Consider the following 23663-nt stretch of genomic DNA (forward strand, 5'->3'; position numbering starts at 1 on the left):
GAGCGCCTCGACCCAAGTAGAGGAAAGCAAATTATGTCTTGTCGAAAATAATCCGAGTGGGTCATTGGATTGAATGGAATCCGATTATTTTAAAAACGTTCACGCCAGATCCTCTGTGGATTATCTTTTCCGGACAATCCACCAACATCATTCCCAGCTGAGTATGATGGCGGATCAGAAGGCGAATATACTGATCGCTGCTTCCTTCGTAATACTTTCCCTCTCTCTCGGTTATGTGCAGAAGCCTACCTATAGGGTCGGGCTTATGACACTTATGGTGTTCATAGTAATTGCAGCTACTCTAGCGATCTTTGCAGTAATGCCCACCATCAAACAGAAAAAGAACGGAAGTTCAAACCCTCTCTTCTTTGGGAATTTTGCACCAGGAACTGAGCCAGATTTCATGAAACAGATGGAATTGATCGTGAACCAAGACTCATTCGTATACGAGGCTTTGACTAGGGATCTCTATCAAATGGGCAAGTCCTTGTATTTCAGAAAATATAAATATCTACGTTGGAGCTATCGTTGCTTTCTGGTCGGATTTATTTCCGCTGTAGTCCTGATCCTAATGGAGCTCAAGGGAGTGATCTAATCGAGGGAGTGGAGACTTCTCCGCTTTCTTCAGAATAAAATCCCTTAAGGCCAAGAAAGGACGCTCGGTCAGATAGAAGATCGGAATACAGATCAGAAAGCTGACTAGGATAGCAAAAAATCCTGCAGCGATAAATATGGGCCATTCCAATTGTTCGGGTGGTTTAGTTCCCAAGAATATCTTCAAAGCCATCGCCGTACAAGGAATATGCCATAGATACATCGTATAACTGATACGAGCGAACGGACGAAAGATGGAAAGGCCTAAAAACTTGTTCCAAATACTTCCTTGTGTAAGTGCAAGCAGAAAGGCCGCAGAATACCCCAAATGAAAATAAGTAAAATTGAATATAACTCCAAGCCCTTTTCTGTCCGTCAAGAAGGCCAAGGAGAGAAAGACCAAGGAGATTAGACTTAAAGAGAATCGGACAGAAAGTCTTCTTTCTTGGAAGAAGGAAGGCTTCCAAGAGACAAATTCTGCGATCAACATTCCGACCACGATCGTGTCAAATCTCGTTTCAGTTTGTATATAAACCGACTCGGTCGGCATTTCGATCAGATAATACAAGGCCCTAACGATCATCGGAAGGAAGAATAAAATTAGGATCAGAATCCTTCTCGTTTCCTCTCTGACCTTAAAAAGAAGAAGCAAGCATAGACTCGGAATCACCAAATAGAATTGCTCCTCTATGGAAAGAGACCAGCCGAACTGGAATAGTCTGTAGTCAAAATAATTAGAAATATAGAATATATCGGTCCAGGAATAGGCAAGGTTATTTAAGGCAACTTCCTTGGCCGCCAATTGTGTTTCATTTAGGCTGGGAAACTGATTATAGTAACCTAACATACTTTTTGCGTACAGATAAGTTATGAAAAGACAGAAATAATAGGCGGGCATGATCCGAAGGGTCCGCTTCAAATAGAACCGCTTTACGTCAAAAGAACCGTTCTGCTCTTTTTCCTTTAAGATGCCGCCATAGATCAGATAGCCGCTTAGGATAAAGAACAGGTCCACACCGCTTCTTAGGTTGTACAGAAGGTTTGAAACTAACTCTTCGTCCAATCGAAGGAGATGGTTCTGATTTACGTTATGCCAGAAATGGTAGAAGATCACCAAGAAAATGGAGAACGCACGTAGGCCGTTGAGCGCAGATACTTCTTGGTCCTGCTTCGCAAATAAAAATTTCAATTTCCCAATCCTATCTCACTACAAAACGTTTTTATATGGGTGTTTTGAGTTAGATGGGTGCCATAAGATAGAACTCATGAATAATGGGAACTCATTTCCTAATATTTAAATCGAACGAAAGTTTTACTTAAAGGAGAATGAGAGGAGATAGAACGGAATTATGGCGTCGGTTTTATTTGGATTGGAACAAAGCGGCTAAGTATCTCTCTGGCTATCCGATTCAGCCTGGGCTTACCTTCAGCTTCCATAAGAATCCAATTTGCATAATCGATACTAAACATATCCTTGATATTCTTTCCGGTTTTTTCCCATTGCTGTTCCACTCTTTTCTTAGCTTCAACGGTCAGATGTGGGTTTCTTCTGAAGTTTTCTATATAATCGAAATACTCCGATGTAATTGAGGCGGGGGTCGGCTCCTTCCATTTGTTGCCTCTTAATGTCCTTTCCGTTTCCCAGCGGAATTCACCTAGTACTTTTGTTACGATTAAGTTCAACTTCTCTCCTAAGATCATGGGAAATAGGATCCTGCAATAGGATTGATTTTCTTCTACGGAATCTTGCCAGAGTATTCCTCGATTTCCTGCATAGGGTAAAAGAATACAATCCGCGTACATTTCTCTTTTTGAGAAAGTCTCCAAGTCTCGACTAGGAGAATGTATGTCGTTGAGTTGCCTTTGAAAGAGGCTCGGATCTATTTTTAAAACCTTCTCCGATTGCGTTAGTATGTGGTTGGGAAAAGCGAGGTTATCTTCTGTGAGGCCGTAGAATTGATCTTCCGATGAGATTGGATAGGACAAATTCGGACTTAAGGAGATGCTTGCAAGTCCGTGAGAGAGGAGATTTTCCAATTCCCAGTCAAGGATATGGGAAAGATATTCTTTATTTTGCAGATTCTCTTCTTCGAGAGTTTGGTTCCAGCGAAGTTCCGATTTTTTTGCCTGTTCATAACTTTGCCCTAATTGGTTTTTAGAAGGTTTTTTCTTGCCCGCTAAGATCAGATTTAACCAGTCCGGAAAAAAGTGAATGGAAAATTTTGCTTCTGAATATTGTAGATCCGAGATAGAGGATTGAAAATTACTTATGGCATTTTCGAGTTCCTTTATTCTTTTCGCCGGAAAAAGCTCCTCATCCAAAAAGAAATAATATAAAAAAAGGAGCACCGATTTCGGAACGCTTGCTTTATGAGCGCGGAATTTGATAAAGCAGGCCTTGTACAAATGAATTAGTATTTTATAATCTTCTTCTTTATGTTGTCTGCGTAATAAGCCTGGATGTTCTTTGAATATCCCGACTAATCGCACGATCTCTCCTTGGTGGCTTGCATTCAGCCCGGAATATTCGAGGATCTGTAATAAGCTATTCTTATATTCTTCAGGAACTGCAGGATCTTTCCATATTGAATTTGCCTTTACTGTATCCGTCCAGTCTTCGTCTATCTTTGGATCCAATTCGGGAGAAGTTTGTATCTGTAGGTTCAAACTGTTTCCTTCTTGGGAAATAAGGATCGCTTCTGAACGAAACCATCTCTTGCTTTCATTGGGGATTAATACTTGTATCTTACCATATCTAGAAAGTGAGAGGGGAGAGTTTCCCTTTTTCGTATAGATCACTGCCTTTAATTCTTTGTGAAGCGAATTCGCATCTAATTCTTGGGACTTTATAAGAGCAGGAAAGATCTCTTCGGAATCGGTTTTTAAGATTGCCGTTATAAAATTTTTCGGATGCCCTTTGTGATCTTCTATCAAATGATCCAGGGAATGAATGGTTAGAATGTCCTTCCAAGCGGGACGATTGCTTTGGTCTGCTAAAAACTGTAGAAATTCAGGAAGAAAATACCTTCTATACCAAGCTGGATCCTCAGCCAGTCGTCTCAGATCCGTATCGGATACTTGGTCCAGAAAGGAATGAAAGAGAGGTATATCCTTGGAATGGAATTTATGCAACTGGAGCTTGGTTAATATCCTATTCTTGTACTCTTTGGAAAGGGAATTCTTACGACGTATATAACGTTGTACTAAATAGGCTGTTAATAATACTGCGACAAGGAAGATAGTTCCGTTGATTACGGAATTCCAAGAGAATTCAGGCCAAATCAGGATAGGCTCGCCAGAGTCCTGGCCTAGAAGAAACATGCGAAAAATAATAAATATAAGGAAAGAACCGTCAAGAGGTTTCTCGCGGTTCAGAACGGTTCTCCGGCCTTTCGACCGGAGAGATGTCGGATCTTACTCCAAACGGAAATGGGTCATTGGGAATTGTTGAGTGAGTTCTCTCACTCCACCTTTCACTTTCTCCTTGGTCTTTTCGTCGTCCGGATTGTCCAAGAAGTCGGAGATCAGGTTCGCTACCTTTTCAATATCCGCAGGTTTTAAGCCTCTGGTAGTCAATGCCGGAGTTCCCAAACGGATCCCGGAAGCGACAGCAGGAGGATTCTGATCGAATGGGATGGCGTTCTTGTTTACCGTAATTCCCACTTCGTCGAGTCCGTCTGCGGCCTTTGCACCGGTCAGACCTTTTACGGATACATCTAACAAGATCAGGTGATTGTCCGTGCCACCGCTCACCACTCTAAAGCCTCTCTTCATGAAGACTTCTGCGAGGGTCTTAGCGTTCGCAATTACTGTTTCTATGTATTTCTTATAGTCCGGGCTTAATGCCTCTCCGAATGAAACCGCTTTGGCAGCGATAACGTGCATCAAGGGGCCACCTTGGATCCCAGGGAATACCCTTGAATTCAATATTTTCTCATTTTCTAATTTAGAAAGAATTAATCCTCCTCTCGGACCTCTTAAGGTCTTATGAGTGGTGGTGGTCACGTAATCGAAACTAGGAATAGGAGAAGGATGATATCCTGTAGCAACCAGACCGGAGATATGCGCAATATCCGCCATGAGTTTTGCACCTACGCTTTTCGCGATCTCGGCAAACTTATCAAAGTCGATGATTCTGGAATAGGCAGAAGCGCCTGCGAGGATCAACTTAGGTTTATGCTCTTTTGCAAGTGCTGCCAAGGCGGAATAATCAATGGTTTCTGTTTTAGGATCCACTCCGTAGGGGATCGGCTTATAATATTTTCCGCTGATGTTCACCGGAGAACCGTGGGATAGGTGACCTCCGTGGGCCAGGTTCATTCCCAGGAAGGAATCTCCCGGTTCCATGGCAGCAAGGAAGATCGCCATATTTGCCTGTGCGCCGGAGTGAGGTTGGACGTTTGCGTATTCCGCACCGAATAATTTCTTGGCTCTTTCGATCGCCAAGGATTCCACTCGATCGGCGTTCACGCAGCCGTTATAATATCTTTTGCCCGGATAACCTTCGGCATACTTGTTTGTGAGAGTGGAGCCGTATGCCTCCAAAACCGCTTGGGATACGAAGTTCTCGGAGGCGATCATTTCCAGGTTCTCGTCCTGTCTTTGGTCCTCTGCTTTCAAAGCTTGGAAAATTTCGGGATCTTGTTGGGGAAGGTATTTCATCGGTTCCTCGGTTTGGTTTTGGGATCATTCTCCCAGAATATAGCGCACGTTTGCGTATTTATCCTGAAATAGGCGATTTGCATCCTTACGAACTGCTTGTAAGAAGGAAGGATCAGCCCCCGTACCCAGGTTTTCAACCCCCATATAATCCGCAAATAAAAGGGAAAGGTCCTCTTTGAATTTTCCGGGAGAAAAAGAAGAAGGAAGGGAAGTCACAAAGAGATCGTGAGCCCTTCCTTTCCTATAATCCGGTTCCTCCGGAGGATGGGGTAGTAGATCGACTACAAGGGGAATGAGCCTGGGGTCCAATATTAGAGTGCCGTGCTGGACGATGCAGTCTCTCTTGCGGAACTGAGCATTCCCCGAGATCTTCTTCCAATGATCGGGAGAAGTTTCCATGGCAAGGTCGGACTTACCCTTGCATTTCGTCGAAAGTCCTTGGCGATTCAATGCGGAAGAGATCAGTCCTAAAAAAATTTGATAAGAACCGGAAACAGGATATAATTCAGGTTTCGCCTTTAGAGATACGAACAGACTAAAATTCAAATTCCAATTCGGCTCATGGACCACTGTCCCACCGCCGCTTGCTCTTCGCGAAATATATATAGGATCTCGCGAAGAAGGTTTTTTAAGCAACGGTCTCGTTTGGAACTCGGATAAGAAGGCGCTGAGATTTTCTGTACCCGCACAGATCTCCGGTCTTTCGGAAAGACCTAGGATAATAGAACGCGGTCCTTCCCAAAAACGCAAACCGCCCACTAATCCATGGGAAACCAATTGAAGGGCCAGAGCTTCTTCTAAGGCTAAATTATAATACGGGGTTCGGATCGCCCTTTGGTTCAGTAAGAAGGTCCGCATGGATAGAGCCAAACTACGGTACAAGCTCCATTCGTCCAAGGGTTTTAAATCTTTCGGTGGGCTTTTCTAAGAAGGATCTCGCACGAAAGTTGAGTAATACGAAACCTCCGAGGCTTACTCATCCTTATATCCATTAGACTGCTTTCCACTTATAGAAAAGATCAGGAATTTTTAGCCTTCATGGAATGAGATTCTTGGACTGCGTTCCATTTTTGTATTAAATAAATATAATATACTAGGGTTTGTTTTTGCTACGTTATGTAGGGACTTCGGTCTAGATAACTTCAAGTTAACTTGAAGTTTACGGTTTTTAGAAAAATGGAAACTTACTCAGAGTTTCCGCTGTCATAAAAATAGAGAATTAAAAAAAATGAATATAGATCGTATAAATACAAAAGATCTATTCTCGAATCAGCATTCGGACTCCGGTCTCTATTTGCAAACCGCGGGAAAAACCTTAGCCATACTTCTCGTGGTCTTTCTATCCTATTGCACCAGCCCAGGTGAAAAGGATTCTAAGAGTAACAAATTATATAAACCGACCTTCGCATTATTCGGGGATAGTATTTCCGCCTTTTGGCCGGTGGAAGACCAGTTTTCCGACTTTCAAACCTACAAAGTAGCCTTTCCTGTCCGTAGCACGATAGAGATCCAAAGTGCCGCTATAAACAATACTAGTCATTATCGAGCATGTATGTTGAACGGTGGAGTGAACGATTTCCTGAATAACTATGAGCCTACTTGGGAAGAGGTCCAGGCAACGGTCGGTCGCCAGGTCCAGACCATAGGTATACTGAGAAACCACTGCGACTATATCATCGCTTTGAACACTTGGAACGTGAGACTTCCTTGGCCTGTGGAAGCGGCGAGTATGATCAATGTGGAGATGAAGTCTAAGGTGAACTTCATTCCAAGAGTGGATCCGGAAGATCTGATCCAACCTGAGATGCTCTTGGACGGAGGGCATTTGACTCCGGAAGGATACGGTATTCTCTCGGAGCGCGTTCGCGATTATCTGAAGTTAACATTACCTGAGTTCTGGTTGGAATACATGTAGTATGAGATCCTTATACTACATACGGATCGGTCTTGTCCTGTTCTCCTTCTTCTTAGCGGGAGAAATACTCGCTGCACCTTCTTTCGTTTCTTCCGGCAAAAATGCGTATCTACCTTATCCGGTTTGGGGACAAGCAATCGGAGTGTATAATATAATCGTAATGAATGCGGACGGTGCAGAATACAGCAAGTCACCCGATTACGAAAGGACTCGGACCGCAACTCTAACTGGAGAAGTGAAGTTGGGGAATTATTTCTCAGTCTCCGGAGGATATGGATATACAGATCAGTATGCTACGAAGGCAACTTCCTGGAGTGGTTGGGACAGATGGAGGGCAGGGCTCAAATCCTTTTACAGATTCGGGATCCTTTCCTTAGGCGCGGGAGTGAGCGTGTATGGTCCTGCAGTTTCCCAGCCCTGGACCGGCGAGAGAAATCCGAATTGGCTTTTACTCCGACCTCAGGTTGGGTTTGCCTTGGATTTCGGTAAGACTAAATTCCAGGCTTACGGTCTCTATGAAAGAGAAGCGGATTCGCATCTACAGGATCCGGTCCAGGAAAAGCATTATCGATATATGGAAGCGGGAGCCACTCTTTCCTACGAAACGGATTGGCATTTGATCCTCTTGCTGGAGACGACATACCGTTCCGCAGTGGAAGGAACCATCGCACAGAGATCCGACGCTTTCAATCTGCATCCCGGAGTGCAGATCCTTTTAGGTGAGAATTCTCGTGTATCGATCAGCGGGTTGTACGGCTTAAGGGAAGGCAATACCTACGACAGGGGGATCCGTGTAGGATACCAATACATCCTTCCATTGGATGAATAAGAAGAAGATTCAGATCTTTACTTTGCTAGAAAGGTTGGGCTTGGGAGAAGTTGGGGCTTTGTATGTGGGTTATATAAAGTAAGACGCTTTGCGATCCCTATTGGCTCGGATCGTAATACTTAGTGGAGGCATCCTTTAGGAATTTCTTCTCTTTTCTGTTCAGGGAATTCATTCCTTCTTTGGAGATCTTTTCGAGCAAGCGATCCACTTCTTCTTTGGCTTTTTCGCGATTCTTCATCTCGTCCTGCCAACGATTCATCTTTCTCTTTTGTCTCCAACGAGAGAAGGAAAAACTAGGAAGGCTGATCCCGAACCTATACTTTAATTTAGTATAATATAGAAAATACAGTCCTCCAGCAGCCATTCCTCCCAGTTCGGTTGCCACGGCAACTCCCGCGCTTAAACCGGAAACTGCCAGAATGAGTAAGAAGATGATGACTAAATACTTTGCTTTGATAGGAAAGATGCCCCAGAAGTAGATCTCTCGGTTCGGCCAGATGAGTGCGAATGCAACCAAGAGTCCTGCGAGAGGAGCGAGTAATCCTAAAACGATCCCTTGCGGAAATCCCAAGAGATAAGCGATGATGGGAGCGATCCCTCCTCCTAAGATACAGAAAAGAAAGTATCGTAAGAAGTTCTTGCTTCCCCAATGGGCTTCTAAGCTCGAGCCGAACATCCAAAGAGAGAGCATGCTAAATAGAAGATGGAAGATGGCAGTGGGATGATGAAAGAAGCTATAGGTGAAAATCTGCCAGAAAAAGAATTTCTTAAGCACTAGTTCCGGAACCAATCCGAAGAATTCCAAGAGCCTAAGTGCTAATTCCGGAAAGGCCAATTTTAGGATGAATTCCGCGACGAAGATCCCGAAATTCAAAAACAAAAGCCTGCGCACTATAGAAGTGGTCTGGATCCCGAATCCGCTAGAGAAAGACGCCATCGCCCCTAGTTTTAACTCTTCCTTCGGAAGGACAACCCAAATCCCGAATTTTGTTTCCTTTGACAGTTGGGGCGATCTATAGTAAATGTTCCTACAGGATGGAAATTTTTTTGTATGGAGTCAGAGGTTCGATCCCTTCCCCCTTGTCGAGCCAGGAATACAAGGAAAAAGTAATTTCCATTCTGAGATTGGCCGCTAAGTCCGAAGGAAAGGCCCTTTCTTCTCCTGAAGAATGGTTCGATGCTCTTCCGGAGCCCTTGAACTATGTGGTTGGTGGGAACACTACCTGCGTTCGGGTCCGAGCCGCATCCGGTGCGGAACTGATCGTAGACCTCGGAACCGGAGCTCGCATTTTGGGGGAAGATCTTGTCCGAGAGAATTTCGGCAAGGGAGAAGGGCAGGCCTCCGTCTTCTTCACCCATACTCATTGGGATCATATTCATGGGATCCCGTTTTTCAAACCCCTCTATATTCCCGGAAATAAATTCGTATTCCATTCTCCTCTTGCAGATCTTCCGGAAAGATTGAAATACCAGCAGGAGCCTAGGTTCTTTCCCATTCATTTCGACCATTTCGGTTCCGAGAGAAGTTTTCATCAATTGAAGCAGGGAGAAGGTTTGGAGATCGGAGGAGTGAAGGTAGAATGGCTTCCTCTCAAACATCCGGGCGGATCCATTGCCTATAAATTCACGGAAGGGAAGAAGAGTTTTATTTTTGCCACCGATGCGGAGTACAATGGGGAAGATTTCCCTTTGATCCAGGAGCAAAAGCCTTTCTTTCAGGGAGCGGATCTATTGGTCCTGGACGCTCAGTATACCTTGGACGAATCCTTCCAAAAATTCGACTGGGGCCATACTTCCTACACTATGGCGGTCAATTGCGCTTCTTCCTGGGAAGTCAAAACCCTGGCTTTGACCCACCACGAACCCGCCTATTCCGACGAAATTTTAGCCATCATCTTGGATGACGCCAAAACCCATGCTGAGAATCTTGGAGCTAAGGACCTTTCCATAGTCCTGGCTAGAGAAGGAATGAAATTCGAACTTGTATGAATCTATTTAGCAACGGAATTCACTGGGCCGTTAAGGCTCTTTTGGGACTCGCATTATTTGGCGGTTTGCTTTTCGGATACATTCTTTCAGAGGTGGATGAAGGGGGAGAGCTCGCCATTCTCGCTTCCTATCAGCCGACCACTCCTACTCGTCTCTATGATAATAACGGGATCGTGTTCGCGGAGCTGTATCGTCATAAACAACAGCTTTTAAAATACCAAGATATCCCTCCTCATGTGGTCCAGGCCTTCCTTTCGGTGGAGGATAATAATTTCTTCAATCACTTCGGGATAGATTTCTCTGCGATCATGAGAGCAGCAGTGGTGAACGTGATCTCCGGAAGGATCAAGCAGGGTGGTTCCACTCTGACCCAGCAGCTGGCAAAGACAGTACTCAATAACAGAAAGAAATCCTTTATCCGTAAATTCGTAGAGGCACTGTTTACCTTACAGATCGAACAGGAATACTCTAAAGAAGAGATCCTAGAGATTTATTTTAATTTAATATACTTGGGGCACGGGACTACCGGACTCGCATCCGCAGCGGATGTGTATTTCCATAAGGACGTTTCGGATCTGGATGTGGCAGAAGCGGCTCTTCTTGCCAGATTGCCAAAGGCTCCTGTGGATTATTCCCCATACAAGAACCCTGCAGCCTCTAAGAGAGCGCATTTAGAAGTGCTGAAATTGATGGCGGGGCAAGGGTTCGTTCCTGCGGATAAGGTGCAAGCCATTCACGACGATTTCTGGGAGAAGTACTGGCCGATCGTGATCACTCAGTCTCCTTCTCAATCTACTTGGGGAACCAAGTTGAACCGTGCACCTCACTTCACTGAATTCGTAAGACAACGTTTGTTAAAAGAATTAGGCGAAGAGCGGATCTATAGCGGGGGCTTAAAGATATACACCACTCTGGACGTGAATAAGCAAGAGATTGCCCAGGACGAATTACGAAAAGCGCTCAAGAAACACGATGATCTTGTCTCCGGGGTTACTGTAAATTATGCGGGTGGTGCAGATAGGGGACTGGTCAGCTTGTACGGATTCTTAGGTTCCTTATTCCCACTGGCTCCTACATTTGTAAGTCGCTTGGACGATAAGGCAAATTTCCGAGTGGCCTTAGAAAGAGAACTCATAGACGCAGCGGATGTGTTGAGCCTCCTTACACCTGCGGATAACGAATCTGCGGCATTCACTGAATTCCAAAAAAGATCCGCAGTCTTCGGCAAGAACTTACACGTCGAAGGTGCTGCGATCACCATGGATCATACCAACGGGTACATCCAGACTATGGTGGGTGGTTACGAATTCACTCCGAAGAACCAATTTAACAGAGCGGTGCAGGCAAGAAGACAGACCGGATCTTCTTTCAAGCCGTTCGTATACGGAGCTGCCATTTCCGAAAGAGTGGTGGGTTCCGGAACAGGGATCATGGACGCTCCTCTTACCACTCTAACGGAAGAAGGAGAAGGATGGTCCCCGCAAGACTTTGACGGAGACTTCCAGGGAATGGTGCCTTTGTCCAGAGCGCTTTCCATGTCCTTGAACATCGTATCCGTACAAGTCTTCTTGAGAACCGGAGCGGACGCCATTATCGATTTTGCATCTCGCTTAACCAAGGCTGATAAGAGCAGATTCCCTGCAAGCCCTGCCTTGGCGTTGGGAATTGCGGAGCTCACTCCGTATGAGATGGCAGTGGGTTATTCCATCATCGCAAACAAAGGAAGGAATGTGATCCCGATCGCCGTCCGCTATGTGATCGATCAATCCGGAAATGTAATCTATAACGAAGAAGCCCTGGTTCGTGCGGAACTGGATAAGGAAAGAGAAGACGGTTCTATCCAAGTCATTTCGGAAGGAACTGCCTATATTCTCAGAAAGATGCTGACCATGGTTGCCATGGGAGGAACTGCGGCGAACGGATTGCATAGTCCTGACCAAGGAAATTATAAGGGAGTCGCCGCAGGTAAAACAGGATCCACTTCTTCTTTTACGAATGCGTGGTACTGCGGTTTCGATCCTAAGTTGACCACGATTATCTGGATGGGATTCGATAAGAGTTCTATCTCCCTCGGCCGAGGCCAGGCGGCGGGTGTGATCGCGGTTCCTATCTGGGGAAAAATGTACCGTCGTTTCTATAACGGAGAGAACTATCCTGAGTTTGGGGACGAGCACGGGAACGATCCTATGCCGGAAGAAGTACAGAACGGAGGCACCTGCGCTTATAACGGATTGTCTCCTAAGCCGGGAGTATGTCCTCTTACGCAGAACCTTACCCTAAAACCGATCACAGTTGCGGGAGTTACCAAATCCGTGCAGCCGAATCGTCAATGCGACGGAGACAGGGACCATCATAAGTCCATAGACTTCCGTGAATTCTTGCAGCAGGAATACCAGATCAGCGACGAAGAGATCGGAAAAACGGAACGTAAGTTTAAACCGAAGACCGATTAAAGAGTTTTGGGGGAGGATTGACCTAAGTCATTTCGGTCTTTGGATTTTCTGCCCCAAATCCAAAATCCTTCCTGAAAACCGCTCCAAAACACGGTTTTGCCAAGAACGGCTTTACAGAATTTTTCCGCTTTTCGAAAGTGAAATGGAGGCGGTCTCCGATCAACGGTACTATATAAACCGACCTCCGTAGGATCAAGATGTCGATAGAGATCAAGGTTCCCGAAATGGGCGAATCCATTACGGAAGCAACAATAGCAAACTGGGTTAAAAAAGAAGGCGAGAGAGTAGAACAGGACGAGGTCCTGGTGGAATTGGAAACCGACAAGGTGACCATGGAGGTGCCGGCCCCCTCGGCGGGTGTTCTCCAAAAAATTAACAAGAAGCCGGGGGAGACGGTCAAGATCAAAGAAGTGATCGGACTCATCGATCCAGCGGCCACCGCAGCAAAAAGCACTCCTACTTCCAGCACTCCTTCCACAACGAATACAGCACCAACTAACACAGCTAACGCAACGCAGAACGATACACTTCCTCCTGCTGTTCGCAAACTGATAGACGATAACGGATTAAATCCTGCTTCTATCTCTGGTTCCGGCAAGAACGGACAGATCACCAAAGAAGATGTGTTAAACGCAATCGCAAATAAACAGTCAGCACCTGCGGCTGCGGTTTCCGCAGCGCCAGCAGCAGCTAAGTCCGCTCCTTCTCCAGAAATTCCTAAAGCGGTTCCTGCGGCCTCTAGAGGAAATCTTCCGAGAGAGAACGTGGTTCCTATGACCAAACTTCGCCAGACGATCGCGAATCGTTTGGTCTCCGCTCAGCATAATGCGGCTCATCTTACTACTTTTAACGAAGTAGATATGAGTGCGGTCATGGACCTTCGTAACAAGTACAAGGACAAGTTCAAGGACACTCACAATGTGGGCCTCGGATTCATGAGCTTCTTCACCAAGGCGGTGATCGGAGCGCTCAAGCATGTTCCTGCCATCAACGCGGAGATCAGAGGAACCGATCTAGTCTATAAGAATTACTATGATATAGGCGTAGCAGTCGGTGGTCCTAAAGGACTCGTCGTTCCTATCGTAAGGGATTCCGATCTTCTGACGTTTGCTCAGATCGAATCCGAGATCGTAAGACTCGCGAATAAGGTGAAGGACGGAAAGATCGACCTTTCCGATATGGAAGGTGGAACATTTACGATCTCCAACGGTGGGATCTACGGTTCCATGATGTCCACTCCTATCCTGAACCCTCCTCAGAGTGGTATCTTAGGACTTCATAATATTGTAAAACGTGCAGTAGTAGTGAACGATCAGATCGTGATCCGACCTATGATGTACGTGGCTCTTTCTTACGACCACAGGGTCGTGGACGGAAAAGAAGCGGTAACCTTCCTCGTGAAAGTCAAGGAAGCGATCGAAGATCCTACTCGTCTTCTTTTGGATGTTTAAGGAAGTCTAATATATATGGCGGAACAATACGACGTACTAGTAATCGGATCGGGCCCAGGTGGCTATGTAAACGCGATCCGTTCGGCTCAGCTCGGCCTTAAGACTGGGATCATTGAGAAGAGAAAGACTTTGGGAGGCACCTGCTTGAACGTAGGTTGCATTCCTTCCAAGGCACTTTTGGATTCTTCCGAAGAATATCATAAGATACTCCATAAGGTGGATGTTCACGGGATCGGAGTAGGAAAAGTCACTCTGGACCTGAACAAGCTTATGGAACGTAAGAACGGAGTAGTGAAGGAAGTCACAGACGGTGTGGACTACCTCATGAAAAAGAACAAGATCACTCGTTATGAGGGTTTTGGAAAGCTGCTCGGCGGCGGTCAGGTAGAAGTCGCCTTAGTAGACGGCAAGAAAGAGATCCTTTCTGCGAAGCATATCGTGCTCGCTACCGGATCCGTCCCTATCGATATTCCTGGTCTTCCTGTGGACGGAAAGACGATCATTACTTCCGACCATGCGATCGATCTGAGAACCATTCCTAAGAAACTTGTTATTATAGGTGCCGGTGTGATCGGTCTGGAATTGGGTTCCGTTTGGGCTCGCCTAGGCTCCGAAGTAACCGTAGTGGAACTTCTGCCAGGGATCATTCCGAATGTGGACCGTTCTTTTGGCAGTTTGATCCAAAGAAGTCTAGAATCTCAAGGATTCAATTTCCTATTCGAGCATAAGGTTTTAGGAGCGACTACTTCTAAATCCGGTGCGAAGGTGAAGATTGCCGCTCCGGACGGAAAGGAATCCGAACTGGACGCGGACGTAGTTCTAGTCGCAGTAGGCCGAAGACCATTTATTGATGGGATCGGTTTGGACGCTGCGGGGGTCGAATTAACAGAGAGAAAAAGAATCAAAGTGGACTCTCACTTCCGTACCAATGTTCCCGGCATCTATGCGATCGGTGACGTGATCGACGGACCTATGCTCGCTCATAAAGCGGAGGAAGAAGGGGTCGCTCTTGCGGAACTCATCGCCGGTCAATCCGGGCATGTGAATTATAACGCAGTACCTTATATCATCTATATCTGGCCGGAAATGGCTTGGGTAGGCAAGGGCGAAGAAGAGCTCAAGGCTGCCGGTATAGAATACAAGGTAGGCAAGTCCTTATTCAAGCCGAACGCGAGAGCTAAGGCAATGAACGAAGCGGAAGGCCAAGTCAAAATATTAGCCGATAAGAAAACGGACAAAATATTAGGAGCCTTGGTTTTTGGACCTAGGGCTTCCGATATGATTGCCGAGCTTGCAGTCGCAGTGGAGTTCGGAGCCTCAGCCGAAGATCTGGCTCGTTCCTTCCATGCTCACCCGACACTGGCTGAAGTTGTAAAAGAGGCGGCGATGGCCGTCGACAAATGGGCGATTCACGCCTAATAGGGGAGATCCGGTCATGAAAATCGAACAATTGATGGCATTATACGGAGAGAACGGAGCGCTTCTAGACGAACTTTACGAAAAGTTTAAGAAGGATCCGAACTCTCTCGATAAGGAATGGTCCCTCTTCTTCCAAGAAGTGGAGACAAATGGGGTTTATCCTCAGAACGGGAACGGAGCGAATGGAAATGGGAACGGCAAGGGCGCTGTTTCCACTTCTTTCACGGATGCGCAGGCAGGCTCTATCCGAGAGATGGGGATTATCAACCTTCTCAATGCGTATCGTAGACAGGGTCACTTGGCTGCAAACCTGGATCCTCTTGGCATTTCTAAACCGAACCGCAATTTTATCGATTCCAAACTAAGTAACCTTACGAACGCAGATCTCGACACAGTAGTCGACACACAGAACCCTTCTCTTGGCAGAGCGAAGTTGAGGGATGTTGTCTCCTGGTTCGAGAAGACCTACTGCAGTACCGTAGGATACGAACAATATTATCTCGTAAACGATACGGAAAGAGAATGGCTCCAACAACAAGTGGAGTCCGCCGAATTCCATGCTCCTCTTCCTAAGAGCATTCGTCTGAGGCTTTTCGAGAAACTTTTCCAAGCGGATCATTTCGAGACCTTCCTTGCTAAGAAATATGTGGGTAAGAAACGCTTCTCCTTAGAAGGAGGAGAAAGCATGATCCCTATGCTCGATACCATCATCGAAGAAGCGGGCCGTTTCAAAATGGACGGACTGGTCATCGGTATGGCGCATAGAGGACGCTTGAACGTTCTAGTAAACGTGATAGAGAAGCCGGCTTCTCTTGTATTTGCCGAGTTCGAAGAGAAAGCGGATAAGAATGCCCAAAGTTATGCGGACGTTAAGTATCACTTGGGATATTCCAATAGCAAGATGACCGCTAGCGGAAAAGAAGTGAAACTTTCTCTCGCATTCAACCCCAGCCACTTGGAAGCAGTGAATCCTGTAGTGACCGGTTCCGTTCGTGCCCGCCAAGAACAGTACGGGGACAAGGACCGCGCTAAGTTCATGCCGATCACCATTCACGGGGATGCGGCCTTTGCTGGACAGGGTGTTGTGGCAGAGACCATCAACCTCATGAACCTGGACGGATATACGACAGGCGGGACCTTCCATATCGTTATCAATAACCAGATCGGATTTACGACTCTTCCGAACGAATCCAGATCCACGATATATGCAACCGATCTTGCCAAAGGATACCAGATCCCTATCGTTCACGTAAACGGAGACGATCCGGAAGCAGTATACCGAGTCACTAAGCTTGGAATGGAATATCGTCAGAAGTTCAAAAAGGACTTTATCATAGACCTGATCTGTTATCGCCGATTGGGCCATAACGAGACCGACGAACCTGCATTCACACAGCCTAAGATGTATTCCATCATTAAGAACCATCTTCCAACCGCTCAACTATACGAGAAGAAGCTGGTAGCGGATGGGGACGTTACTCAAGACGAACTGGATTTCATTAAGAATGGATCTACGCAAGGCCTGGAAGATTCCTTCCAGAGAGCTAAAGAGCAAGACATCAAGATGAAAGTGGACACCATGCAAGGTGTTTGGTCCAAGTATTCCAAGGAGCCTTTGGATAGTGGAACAGCAACTTCTCTTCTTGCGGAACAGATCGATCGTATCGTAAAAGCGATCACCACAGTTCCGGAAGGATTCACTCCGAATCCTAAGCTAGTCAAACTTCTGCAGAGCAGAAAGGAAATGGCGGAAGGAAAGATCTCCTTGGATTATGGAATGGCGGAAGCTCTGTCCTTCGGTTCCATTTTAGAGAACGGATTTAGAGTCCGTTTATCCGGTCAGGATAGCCAACGAGGAACCTTCTCTCATAGACATGCGGTTCTGGTGGATATCAATTCCGGGGACAAGTATATCGGACTCAACCATATCTCTGAGAAACAAGCAAAGGCGGAGGTTGTGAACTCTTCTTTATCTGAGTTCTCCGTACTAGGCTTTGAATACGGATACTCTCTCTCCGATCCGAGTGCGCTCGTGCTTTGGGAGGCTCAGTTCGGGGACTTTGCGAATAATACTCAGGTGATCTTCGACCAATTCCTTTCCAGTTCGGAAGTGAAATGGCAGAGGATGTCCGGTCTGACTGTTCTTCTTCCTCATGGATACGAGGGACAAGGACCAGAGCATAGTTCCGGAAGGATAGAAAGATTCCTCCAGCTTTGTGCGGACAATAATATGCAAGTAGCGAACTGTACAAACGCGGCTCAATACTTCCACTTGCTTCGTAGACAGATCCTTAGGAATTTCCGTAAGCCTCTTATCATCTTCACTCCAAAATCCCTACTCAGATTCCCAGGAGCCCTTTCTCCGATCGAAGACCTTTTAAAAGGTGCGTTCAGAGAAGTCCTGCCAGATGCGGGAGGTCTGAAAGCGGATAAGGTGGAGAAGGTGATCTTCAGCTTCGGGAAAGTATATTATGATCTTCTTAAATATAGAGAAGAGAATAATGTGCAGAATACCGCTCTTATCCGTGTGGAGCAAGTATATCCTTTCCCTGCGAATGCGATCGAAGAAGTGTTCAAGACTTATAAGAACGCTAAGACCATTGTTTGGTGCCAAGAAGAGCCTAAGAACCAAGGTGCTTGGACATTCGTACGAGACAGGTTCGAAGATGTACTTCCTTCTGGCCAGAAACTGAAATATGCCGGAAGAAAAGAATCTGCGAGCCCTGCTGCCGGTCACATGAAGGTACATACTCAACAACAAGAGCAGTTAGTCGCAGACGCGTATTCTGCCTGATCCTTTAGATGTCGAGTAACGTAGGAGAACCTGTCCTCTTAGCACTGATCTTTGCGGACAGGGTGATCACGGAGGACAACGGAAAAAAAGGAATCATAGGGACTTTTACCAAGTTCTTTGCCCAGCAGTTTCCCGTTGTCTTTCCTCCTTGGGGCATCTACGTTTGCATTACCAATCTCCCGCCTGGAGATCACGAGTTTTCCTTAGAGCTTGAATTTGCCGATACCGGAGAGAAGGTCATGGGCGTGGGTGGGAATATCCATGTGAATAATGGCTCGGAACCGGTCGAGATCGGCATTCCCATTCCTCATGCAGTCTTTCCGAAAGAAGGACGTTATATCCTTCTTCTCAAAGTGGGAAAAGAGATCGTGGGCAGTCGCCCTCTCTGGGTGGATAAGATCCCTTGATCGAACTAGGTCTTATCGACTTGCTACCTAAGTTCTCTTAATGCGTCATACAAAGAAATCGCTTTATACGCCACTCTTTCATTGCTTTTATATATTAAGATCTCCATTTGGTTGGATCTAGGAAATCGTTTTCGGATCTCCGAGAGAGGGATCTTCATTGTCCTAGTTTCTAATTTTCGATTTAAAACTTCCGAGTTCTCGATGCGAACGATCAGTGTGAGATCCGTTTTTACGGAAGCTTCTTTTTCTTCGGAAGAAAGGACGATCTCTCTTTCGGAGCCTTCTTCTTTTGTATCGCTTATAGTGCGGAATGGGATTGTGATCAGTTCGAACAATGCGACTAGGTCCGCGAAACTACCTAGAATGTCTCGGTTCCAAGGTTTCTCGTCCGTGGAGATCTGTCTGTAGTTCTCCGATTTGCGATAGTCATAGGAGATCTTTTTTCTTTCTACAATTCGTTCGGACCTAAGTCTTTCCTGCTTAGTAGTCTCGTGGATGGTTAGTTCCAGATACTTGTTTACGAAAGCATGTTGGATCTCTACTGAGTCGACGATCCGATCCGAATCGGAGGAGGTTAATACCTTCGTCTCCAATACTTCTTCTCGGACCGCATAGACTTGGAAGCATCCGGGAAGTAAGAAAATCAAAATTAGGAGCTGGAGTAGCGTTACAATATTCAATTTTCGGAATGGGATCGGAATAGGAGAGGGAATGTGTTTGCGATCCTCGGACATCTCTACTGGAAGATCGGAACGAATCCATAGGCGGACTCGAACGCATCTGCCTGTTCTTCGCAGGCCCAAAGTTCCAGGCTCTTGTCGTAATTTTGATTCGTGACAAGAGAGAAGATGGCCTGGTTCTTTCTTACCTGGCATTTTACGGTTTCGATCAGTCCCTGTCTGTTCCGATTGCAGGCACTGGCTATCCTAAGAATACCGGAAAGTTTTTGAACGATGTCCTGTTCTCTTCCTCCGATCCTTTGGAATTCCCTATGCTTGGATTTGGGAGAACTCTTGCGATGGTATCTGGCTGTGAGTGCGATCAATTCTATCTCTCCCCATGTAAAGCCGAGCATTGCTTCCGAGTTCCGGATCAGATAATAACTATGTTTATGATAGGCGGAGTGGGAAATAAAAAGCCCTACTTCATGAAGTAAAGAAGAAGCTTCCAAATATTCCCTTTCTTCCTTGCCTAATTTGTGGACTGGCGCGAGTTGATCGAAGATATCCAACGAGAGTTTGGCCACATGCCTCGCGTAATCCTCATCCCTAGTATAAGAAACAAGAAGATTGTGTATGGACTTCTGGCGAATATCGTCCAGATGCTTAGAATGTTCCTGGTCCTGGAAATGTTCCCATTTGCGGATGGTATCGTAAATGATCCCTTCTCTAAGAGCGAACTCGGAGATAGTCATATTGGGTAGGTCCAATAGTTGGAAGAGTTCTTCTAAGATCAGTATGCCTCCAACGATAATATCCGAACGCTTGGAATCGAAACCTTGGATCTTGGCCCTCTTCTTGGAGGTGTCCGCTTCTAGGACAAGGTTTCTTGCCCTTCTGAATTCTGCGGAGGTAAATGTATAGTGATTGAGAGGGATCTCTTCGGTCTCTCCGTCAAAGGCCCGGATAATTCCTGCAGTAGCCTGTGCTGTCCCTGAGGATCCGATGACCATTTCCGGTCTTAGGTCCCGGATGATCTTTCGAAAGGGAAGAATGGTCTCTTCTACATATAGTTTGCATTTTCGGATTTGAGAGGAATCCAATGGATCCGATTTTAAGAACTTCTCCGTGAGTCGTATGGCTCCCAATTTAAAGCTTTTGGAGAAGAGTATATCTCCTCTATAGCCTACCAGAACCTCGGTACTTCCTCCGCCAATGTCTATCAGCAATATCTTCTTATCGAATACCGGGAGTCCTTGCAGGATCCCGAAGTATATGAGTCGGGCTTCTTCGTATCCGCTGATAACGTCTATCTTGATGCCCGCTTCCTTCCAAGCGGCCTCCTGGAATTGGGACCGATTGGAGGCTTCTCTCAAGGCAGATGTAGCAACTGCTCGGATCTCGGCCTTGGAATTATCCGCCAATAGTTTGAAGCGCTTCAAACAGTCTATAGCGCGCTTGAATGCGGGAGGATCGATCTCTCCTCCTTCTTCTAAACCGCTTCCGAGACGAACGTTCTCCTTCTCTCTGGCTATGGCTTCGAAGGTACCGTTTTCTCGGACCCGAACGATGATCATGTGAAAGGAGTTTGTGCCTAGATCGATGGCTGCAAGGGTGTTTTCCCGGACCATAAGTTCCCCAACTTTATGGAGGTCGTAAAGGCTTCCAATTTGTTTTTCGTTTTTTTTGTTTTGGAATTGCCCCTGGGGATCGGGCAGGAAATATTGAATTCGATCGGCGATGGGAAAATCCTAGAGATTTTCGGGATTTGCGCAGATAATAATAAAAAAGATCAACCGCCTCTCGGCAAGCAAAGGACAGTAATGATATTCGACAAGCTCTACGGACTATTTTCCAACGATATGGGAATCGACCTCGGAACCGCCAACACTCTCGTCCATGTAAAGGGGCAAGGTATCGTACTCTCCGAGCCTTCCGTAGTAGCGGTGCATGCTGCTACCGGAAAGGTGCTGGCAGTGGGTCAGGAGGCCAAGAGAATGCTCGGCCGTACTCCTGGCGAAATTGTGGCAATTCGCCCTATGAAGGACGGGGTGATCGCCGACTTCGAAACGGTCGAAAAAATGATCCGTTACTTCATCGCCAAAGTTCACAATCGTACTACATTCGTAAAACCTAGGATCGTGATCGGAGTTCCTTCCGGAATTACCGAGGTGGAAAGACGTGCCGTTCGTGAGTCCGCAGAGCAAGCGGGCGCGAGAGAGATCTTCCTCATCGACGAGGCGCTTGCGGCAGCCATCGGTGCGAATATCCCGATCAACGAGCCTGCAGGGAACATGATCGTGGATATCGGCGGTGGTACCACAGAGATCGCAGTGATTTCATTAGGCGGTATGGTGATCGCAGAGTCCATCCGTACTGGTGGGGACGAGTTCGACGATGCAATCATCAAGTATCTCAGAAACCAATACAATCTAGTCGTTGGTGAGAGAACGGCAGAGGATATCAAGCTTACCATTGGTAACGCATACCCGGAGAAGAAGACAGAGACCATGGAAGTCAAAGGTAGAGATGCGATCTCCGGTCTTCCTCGTACTTTGGAATTGGAATCTAACGAGATCCGTAAAGCGCTCAAAGAACCTACCGACGAGATCTTGGACGGGATCAAACGAGTTCTGGAAAGAACTCCTCCTGAACTTGCTTCCGATATCGTAGAGAGAGGGATCGTTCTTACCGGAGGAGGATGCCTTCTTCGCGGATTAGAAACATATCTTTCCAAAGAAACCGGAGTTCCTGTATTCAGAGCGGAAAACCCTTTGACCTGTGTGGTCTTAGGAACCGGAAAATTCCTAGACGAAGTTAAATACCTTAAGCCTGGAATTCGCTGATCCTAATTTGCTTGGGATCAGATTTTGAACCGTTAATATGCTTTGGCTCCAAGTAAATAAAAGTAAGGAAACAGTCTCTCTTCTTTTTTGCATCGTATTTTCGATCCTTTCTTTGACGTTCAAGAGCAATGTCTTAGTAAGAGGGATCGCTAGCTTCCAAAGAGTAGGGGACTCCGTTTCCGGTTCGATAGACGGGGTCGGTTCCTTCTTCAAAGGAGCTTATACTAAATTAGAATCTTTTGAAGCAGTTCGTCAGGAGAGAGATGCCTGCGTTGCCGCAGTGGACGATTATAAACTCCTTCCCCAAGACTTGGAACGCTTAAACAGAGAGAACGAGATCCTCCGAAGAGAGCTTCGTTTTAATACTCGACAAAAGTTTGCAACCGTTAAAGCGGAAGTCCTTTCCGTTCGTTTGAATTCTATTTATCGTACTATCATTATAGACAAAGGTTCCGAAGCGGGGATCAAACCGTACATGCCAGTTACCGCGAGAGCGGTAAACCAGAAGGGCGAGATCATAGAAGCTCTCGTAGGCAAGGTGATCGCTGTGACAGGCGGTTCTGCCATCGTACAACCATTAATAAATTCTAATTTTAGCATGGGTGTTTCCATTCCGGATAGCAATCTTTGGGCCACTCTTTCCGGTAACTCAGGAAGAGGAACAGAGTCTCTTATGAATTATATCGATAGCGGTATCATCATAGATCCGAGAGTGTTCGGGGACTATCCTATGGGTCCAAGCGAGATGATCCAATACACCGAATCCTTAAGCAAGATCGGAAAAGCAGTCTACAGTTCCGGTGCCTCCGGGATCTTTCCTCCGGGCATTCCGGTTGGGATCATCACAGAAGAAGGTCCTAGGAACGGAAGCTTCAAGACAGCATTCTTAAAACCATTCGTGCGTTTTGATATGATCGAGTCGGTGACCATTCTACTCAAACTTCCTGAAAAATGGGCGGAGACTTGGCCGGAAGGACAGAATATCAATATTGAAAATCCGTATTTTGGTGAATTAAATTATCCTAAAGAAGATCGAGAGCCCAAGGCTCCGGCTCCCGGAGCGGTGAAGCCCGCTGAGAACAAGCCGCTGAAACCGAAACAAGATGGCGGATCCGGTTTTACGGAAGAGGAAACCAACTGATGATCCTAGAATATGTAGTCATCGGCGCGGGGATTTTCATTTCCCATTTCTTGAATGGTACCAACGCTTTCGAGATCTCCGGATACAAACCGGATTTCATGGTATTATTCGTTCTATTCTTCGCACTCAGAAGAGGGACCATGGCAGGGATCTGGATCGGATTCTTTGGCGGTCTTCTTTCTGATTCGGGACTGGGCGGTGAGATCGTAGGCAATGTGGTCACCTATAAGATTGGACTTCATTCCCTTACTTTCTGCCTCATGGGTTATATCGTAGGAAAATTCGCAAGGCCCGCCTATCACGAAAATCAGATCTCTATCATGTTGTATTCATTGGTGGTGACCTTGGTCACGAGAGTTGCAACGTACTTTCTATTCTCGCTCTTCTTTCATGAGAATCTGAATTATTCTATCTTTAGTACTTCTATCTTTAACGCTATTATTGCGCCTATTTTCTTCTGGATCTTAGGCAAACTCTATCGTTTGGAGCAGGCGGAAGCATAAT

19 protein-coding genes are annotated in these 23663 nt (G+C 46.2%); 12 read left to right on the plus strand and 7 right to left on the minus strand.

The window, feature by feature from the left end:
- Positions 1-73 precede the first annotated feature (73 nt).
- Positions 74-595, plus strand: coding sequence for a Pycsar system effector family protein (locus EHO57_RS15875; protein ID WP_135645765.1), 522 nt, complete (start codon positions 74-76; stop codon positions 593-595).
- Here EHO57_RS15875 and EHO57_RS15880 read toward each other — a convergent pair.
- The 4 genes from EHO57_RS15880 to EHO57_RS15895 all read right to left on the minus strand — a co-directional run bounded on the left by EHO57_RS15880 (position 569) and on the right by EHO57_RS15895 (position 6114).
- Positions 569-1783 carry an acyltransferase family protein gene (locus tag EHO57_RS15880; protein ID WP_135645764.1) on the minus strand — a complete coding sequence of 405 codons (1215 nt, stop codon included), beginning with the start codon at positions 1781-1783 and terminating at the stop codon, positions 569-571. The two genes, EHO57_RS15875 and EHO57_RS15880, sit on opposite strands and share 27 nt — an antisense overlap.
- 158 nt (positions 1784-1941) lie before the next feature.
- Positions 1942-3915 carry a hypothetical protein gene (locus EHO57_RS15885; protein ID WP_135645763.1) on the minus strand — a complete coding sequence of 658 codons (1974 nt, stop codon included), beginning with the start codon at positions 3913-3915 and terminating at the stop codon, positions 1942-1944.
- Between the two features lie 93 nt (positions 3916-4008).
- Positions 4009-5256: a serine hydroxymethyltransferase gene (gene glyA, locus EHO57_RS15890; RefSeq protein ID WP_135645762.1), complete on the minus strand. Its 1248-nt coding sequence runs from the start codon at positions 5254-5256 to the stop codon at positions 4009-4011.
- Between the two features lie 24 nt (positions 5257-5280).
- Positions 5281-6114: a lipoate--protein ligase family protein gene (locus tag EHO57_RS15895; protein WP_135646056.1), complete on the minus strand. Its 834-nt coding sequence runs from the start codon at positions 6112-6114 to the stop codon at positions 5281-5283.
- Positions 6115-6484: 370 nt separating this feature from the next.
- Here EHO57_RS15895 and EHO57_RS15900 point away from each other — a divergent pair, with 370 nt between their 5' ends.
- Both EHO57_RS15900 and EHO57_RS15905 read left to right on the plus strand, forming a co-directional pair.
- Positions 6485-7171 carry an SGNH/GDSL hydrolase family protein gene (locus EHO57_RS15900; RefSeq protein WP_246050736.1) on the plus strand — a complete coding sequence of 229 codons (687 nt, stop codon included), beginning with the start codon at positions 6485-6487 and terminating at the stop codon, positions 7169-7171.
- Between the two features lies 1 nt (position 7172).
- Positions 7173-8000 (plus strand): hypothetical protein, encoded by an 828-nt coding sequence (locus EHO57_RS15905; RefSeq protein WP_246050737.1) that lies wholly within the window; start codon positions 7173-7175, stop codon positions 7998-8000.
- A 97-nt stretch (positions 8001-8097) separates the two neighbouring features.
- On the opposite strand, the gene EHO57_RS15910 is transcribed toward EHO57_RS15905, so the two are convergent.
- Complete coding sequence (locus EHO57_RS15910; protein ID WP_135645761.1) at positions 8098-8937, minus strand: rhomboid family intramembrane serine protease; 840 nt, start codon at positions 8935-8937, stop codon at positions 8098-8100.
- A gap of 98 nt (positions 8938-9035) precedes the next feature.
- On the opposite strand from EHO57_RS15910, the gene EHO57_RS15915 reads away from it, so the two are divergent.
- The 6 genes from EHO57_RS15915 (at position 9036) to EHO57_RS15940 (ending at position 18513) form a co-directional block, all read left to right on the plus strand.
- The gene (locus tag EHO57_RS15915) at positions 9036-9989 is read left to right on the plus strand and encodes an MBL fold metallo-hydrolase (RefSeq protein ID WP_135645760.1); all 954 of its coding nucleotides are present in this window, start codon (positions 9036-9038) and stop codon (positions 9987-9989) included.
- Positions 9986-12442 carry a penicillin-binding protein 1A gene (locus EHO57_RS15920; protein ID WP_135645759.1) on the plus strand — a complete coding sequence of 819 codons (2457 nt, stop codon included), beginning with the start codon at positions 9986-9988 and terminating at the stop codon, positions 12440-12442. Before EHO57_RS15915 ends, EHO57_RS15920 begins: the two co-directional genes overlap by 4 nt.
- Before the next feature lie 197 nt (positions 12443-12639).
- The gene (gene odhB, locus EHO57_RS15925; RefSeq protein WP_135645758.1) at positions 12640-13893 is read left to right on the plus strand and encodes a 2-oxoglutarate dehydrogenase complex dihydrolipoyllysine-residue succinyltransferase; all 1254 of its coding nucleotides are present in this window, start codon (positions 12640-12642) and stop codon (positions 13891-13893) included.
- A gap of 15 nt (positions 13894-13908) precedes the next feature.
- Complete coding sequence (gene lpdA, locus EHO57_RS15930; RefSeq protein WP_135645757.1) at positions 13909-15312, plus strand: dihydrolipoyl dehydrogenase; 1404 nt, start codon at positions 13909-13911, stop codon at positions 15310-15312.
- Between the two features lie 16 nt (positions 15313-15328).
- Positions 15329-18106, plus strand: a complete 2778-nt coding sequence (locus EHO57_RS15935; RefSeq protein ID WP_135645756.1) for a 2-oxoglutarate dehydrogenase E1 component — start codon at positions 15329-15331, stop codon at positions 18104-18106.
- A gap of 8 nt (positions 18107-18114) precedes the next feature.
- Complete coding sequence (locus EHO57_RS15940) at positions 18115-18513, plus strand: DUF6941 family protein (RefSeq protein ID WP_135645755.1); 399 nt, start codon at positions 18115-18117, stop codon at positions 18511-18513.
- A 23-nt stretch (positions 18514-18536) separates the two neighbouring features.
- On the opposite strand, the gene EHO57_RS15945 is transcribed toward EHO57_RS15940, so the two are convergent.
- Entirely contained in the window at positions 18537-19247 is a 711-nt protein-coding gene (locus EHO57_RS15945) for a hypothetical protein (RefSeq protein ID WP_135645754.1), read from the minus strand.
- 2 nt (positions 19248-19249) lie between these two features.
- Positions 19250-20803 carry a Ppx/GppA phosphatase family protein gene (locus tag EHO57_RS15950; RefSeq protein ID WP_135645753.1) on the minus strand — a complete coding sequence of 518 codons (1554 nt, stop codon included), beginning with the start codon at positions 20801-20803 and terminating at the stop codon, positions 19250-19252.
- Between the two features lie 192 nt (positions 20804-20995).
- Here EHO57_RS15950 and EHO57_RS15955 point away from each other — a divergent pair, with 192 nt between their 5' ends.
- The 3 genes from EHO57_RS15955 to mreD are packed head-to-tail and all read left to right on the plus strand — an operon-like array spanning position 20996 to position 23662.
- On the plus strand, positions 20996-22018 hold the full coding sequence (locus EHO57_RS15955) for a rod shape-determining protein (RefSeq protein ID WP_008595388.1): 1023 nt from the start codon (positions 20996-20998) through the stop codon (positions 22016-22018).
- 37 nt (positions 22019-22055) lie between these two features.
- Entirely contained in the window at positions 22056-23159 is a 1104-nt protein-coding gene (mreC, locus tag EHO57_RS15960; RefSeq protein ID WP_135645752.1) for a rod shape-determining protein MreC, read from the plus strand.
- Positions 23159-23662 carry a rod shape-determining protein MreD gene (mreD, locus tag EHO57_RS15965; RefSeq protein WP_135645751.1) on the plus strand — a complete coding sequence of 168 codons (504 nt, stop codon included), beginning with the start codon at positions 23159-23161 and terminating at the stop codon, positions 23660-23662. Before mreC ends, mreD begins: the two co-directional genes overlap by 1 nt.
- Position 23663 lies beyond the last annotated feature (1 nt).

The organism is Leptospira langatensis (assembly GCF_004770615.1).
Taxonomy (GTDB): domain Bacteria; phylum Spirochaetota; class Leptospiria; order Leptospirales; family Leptospiraceae; genus Leptospira_B; species Leptospira_B langatensis.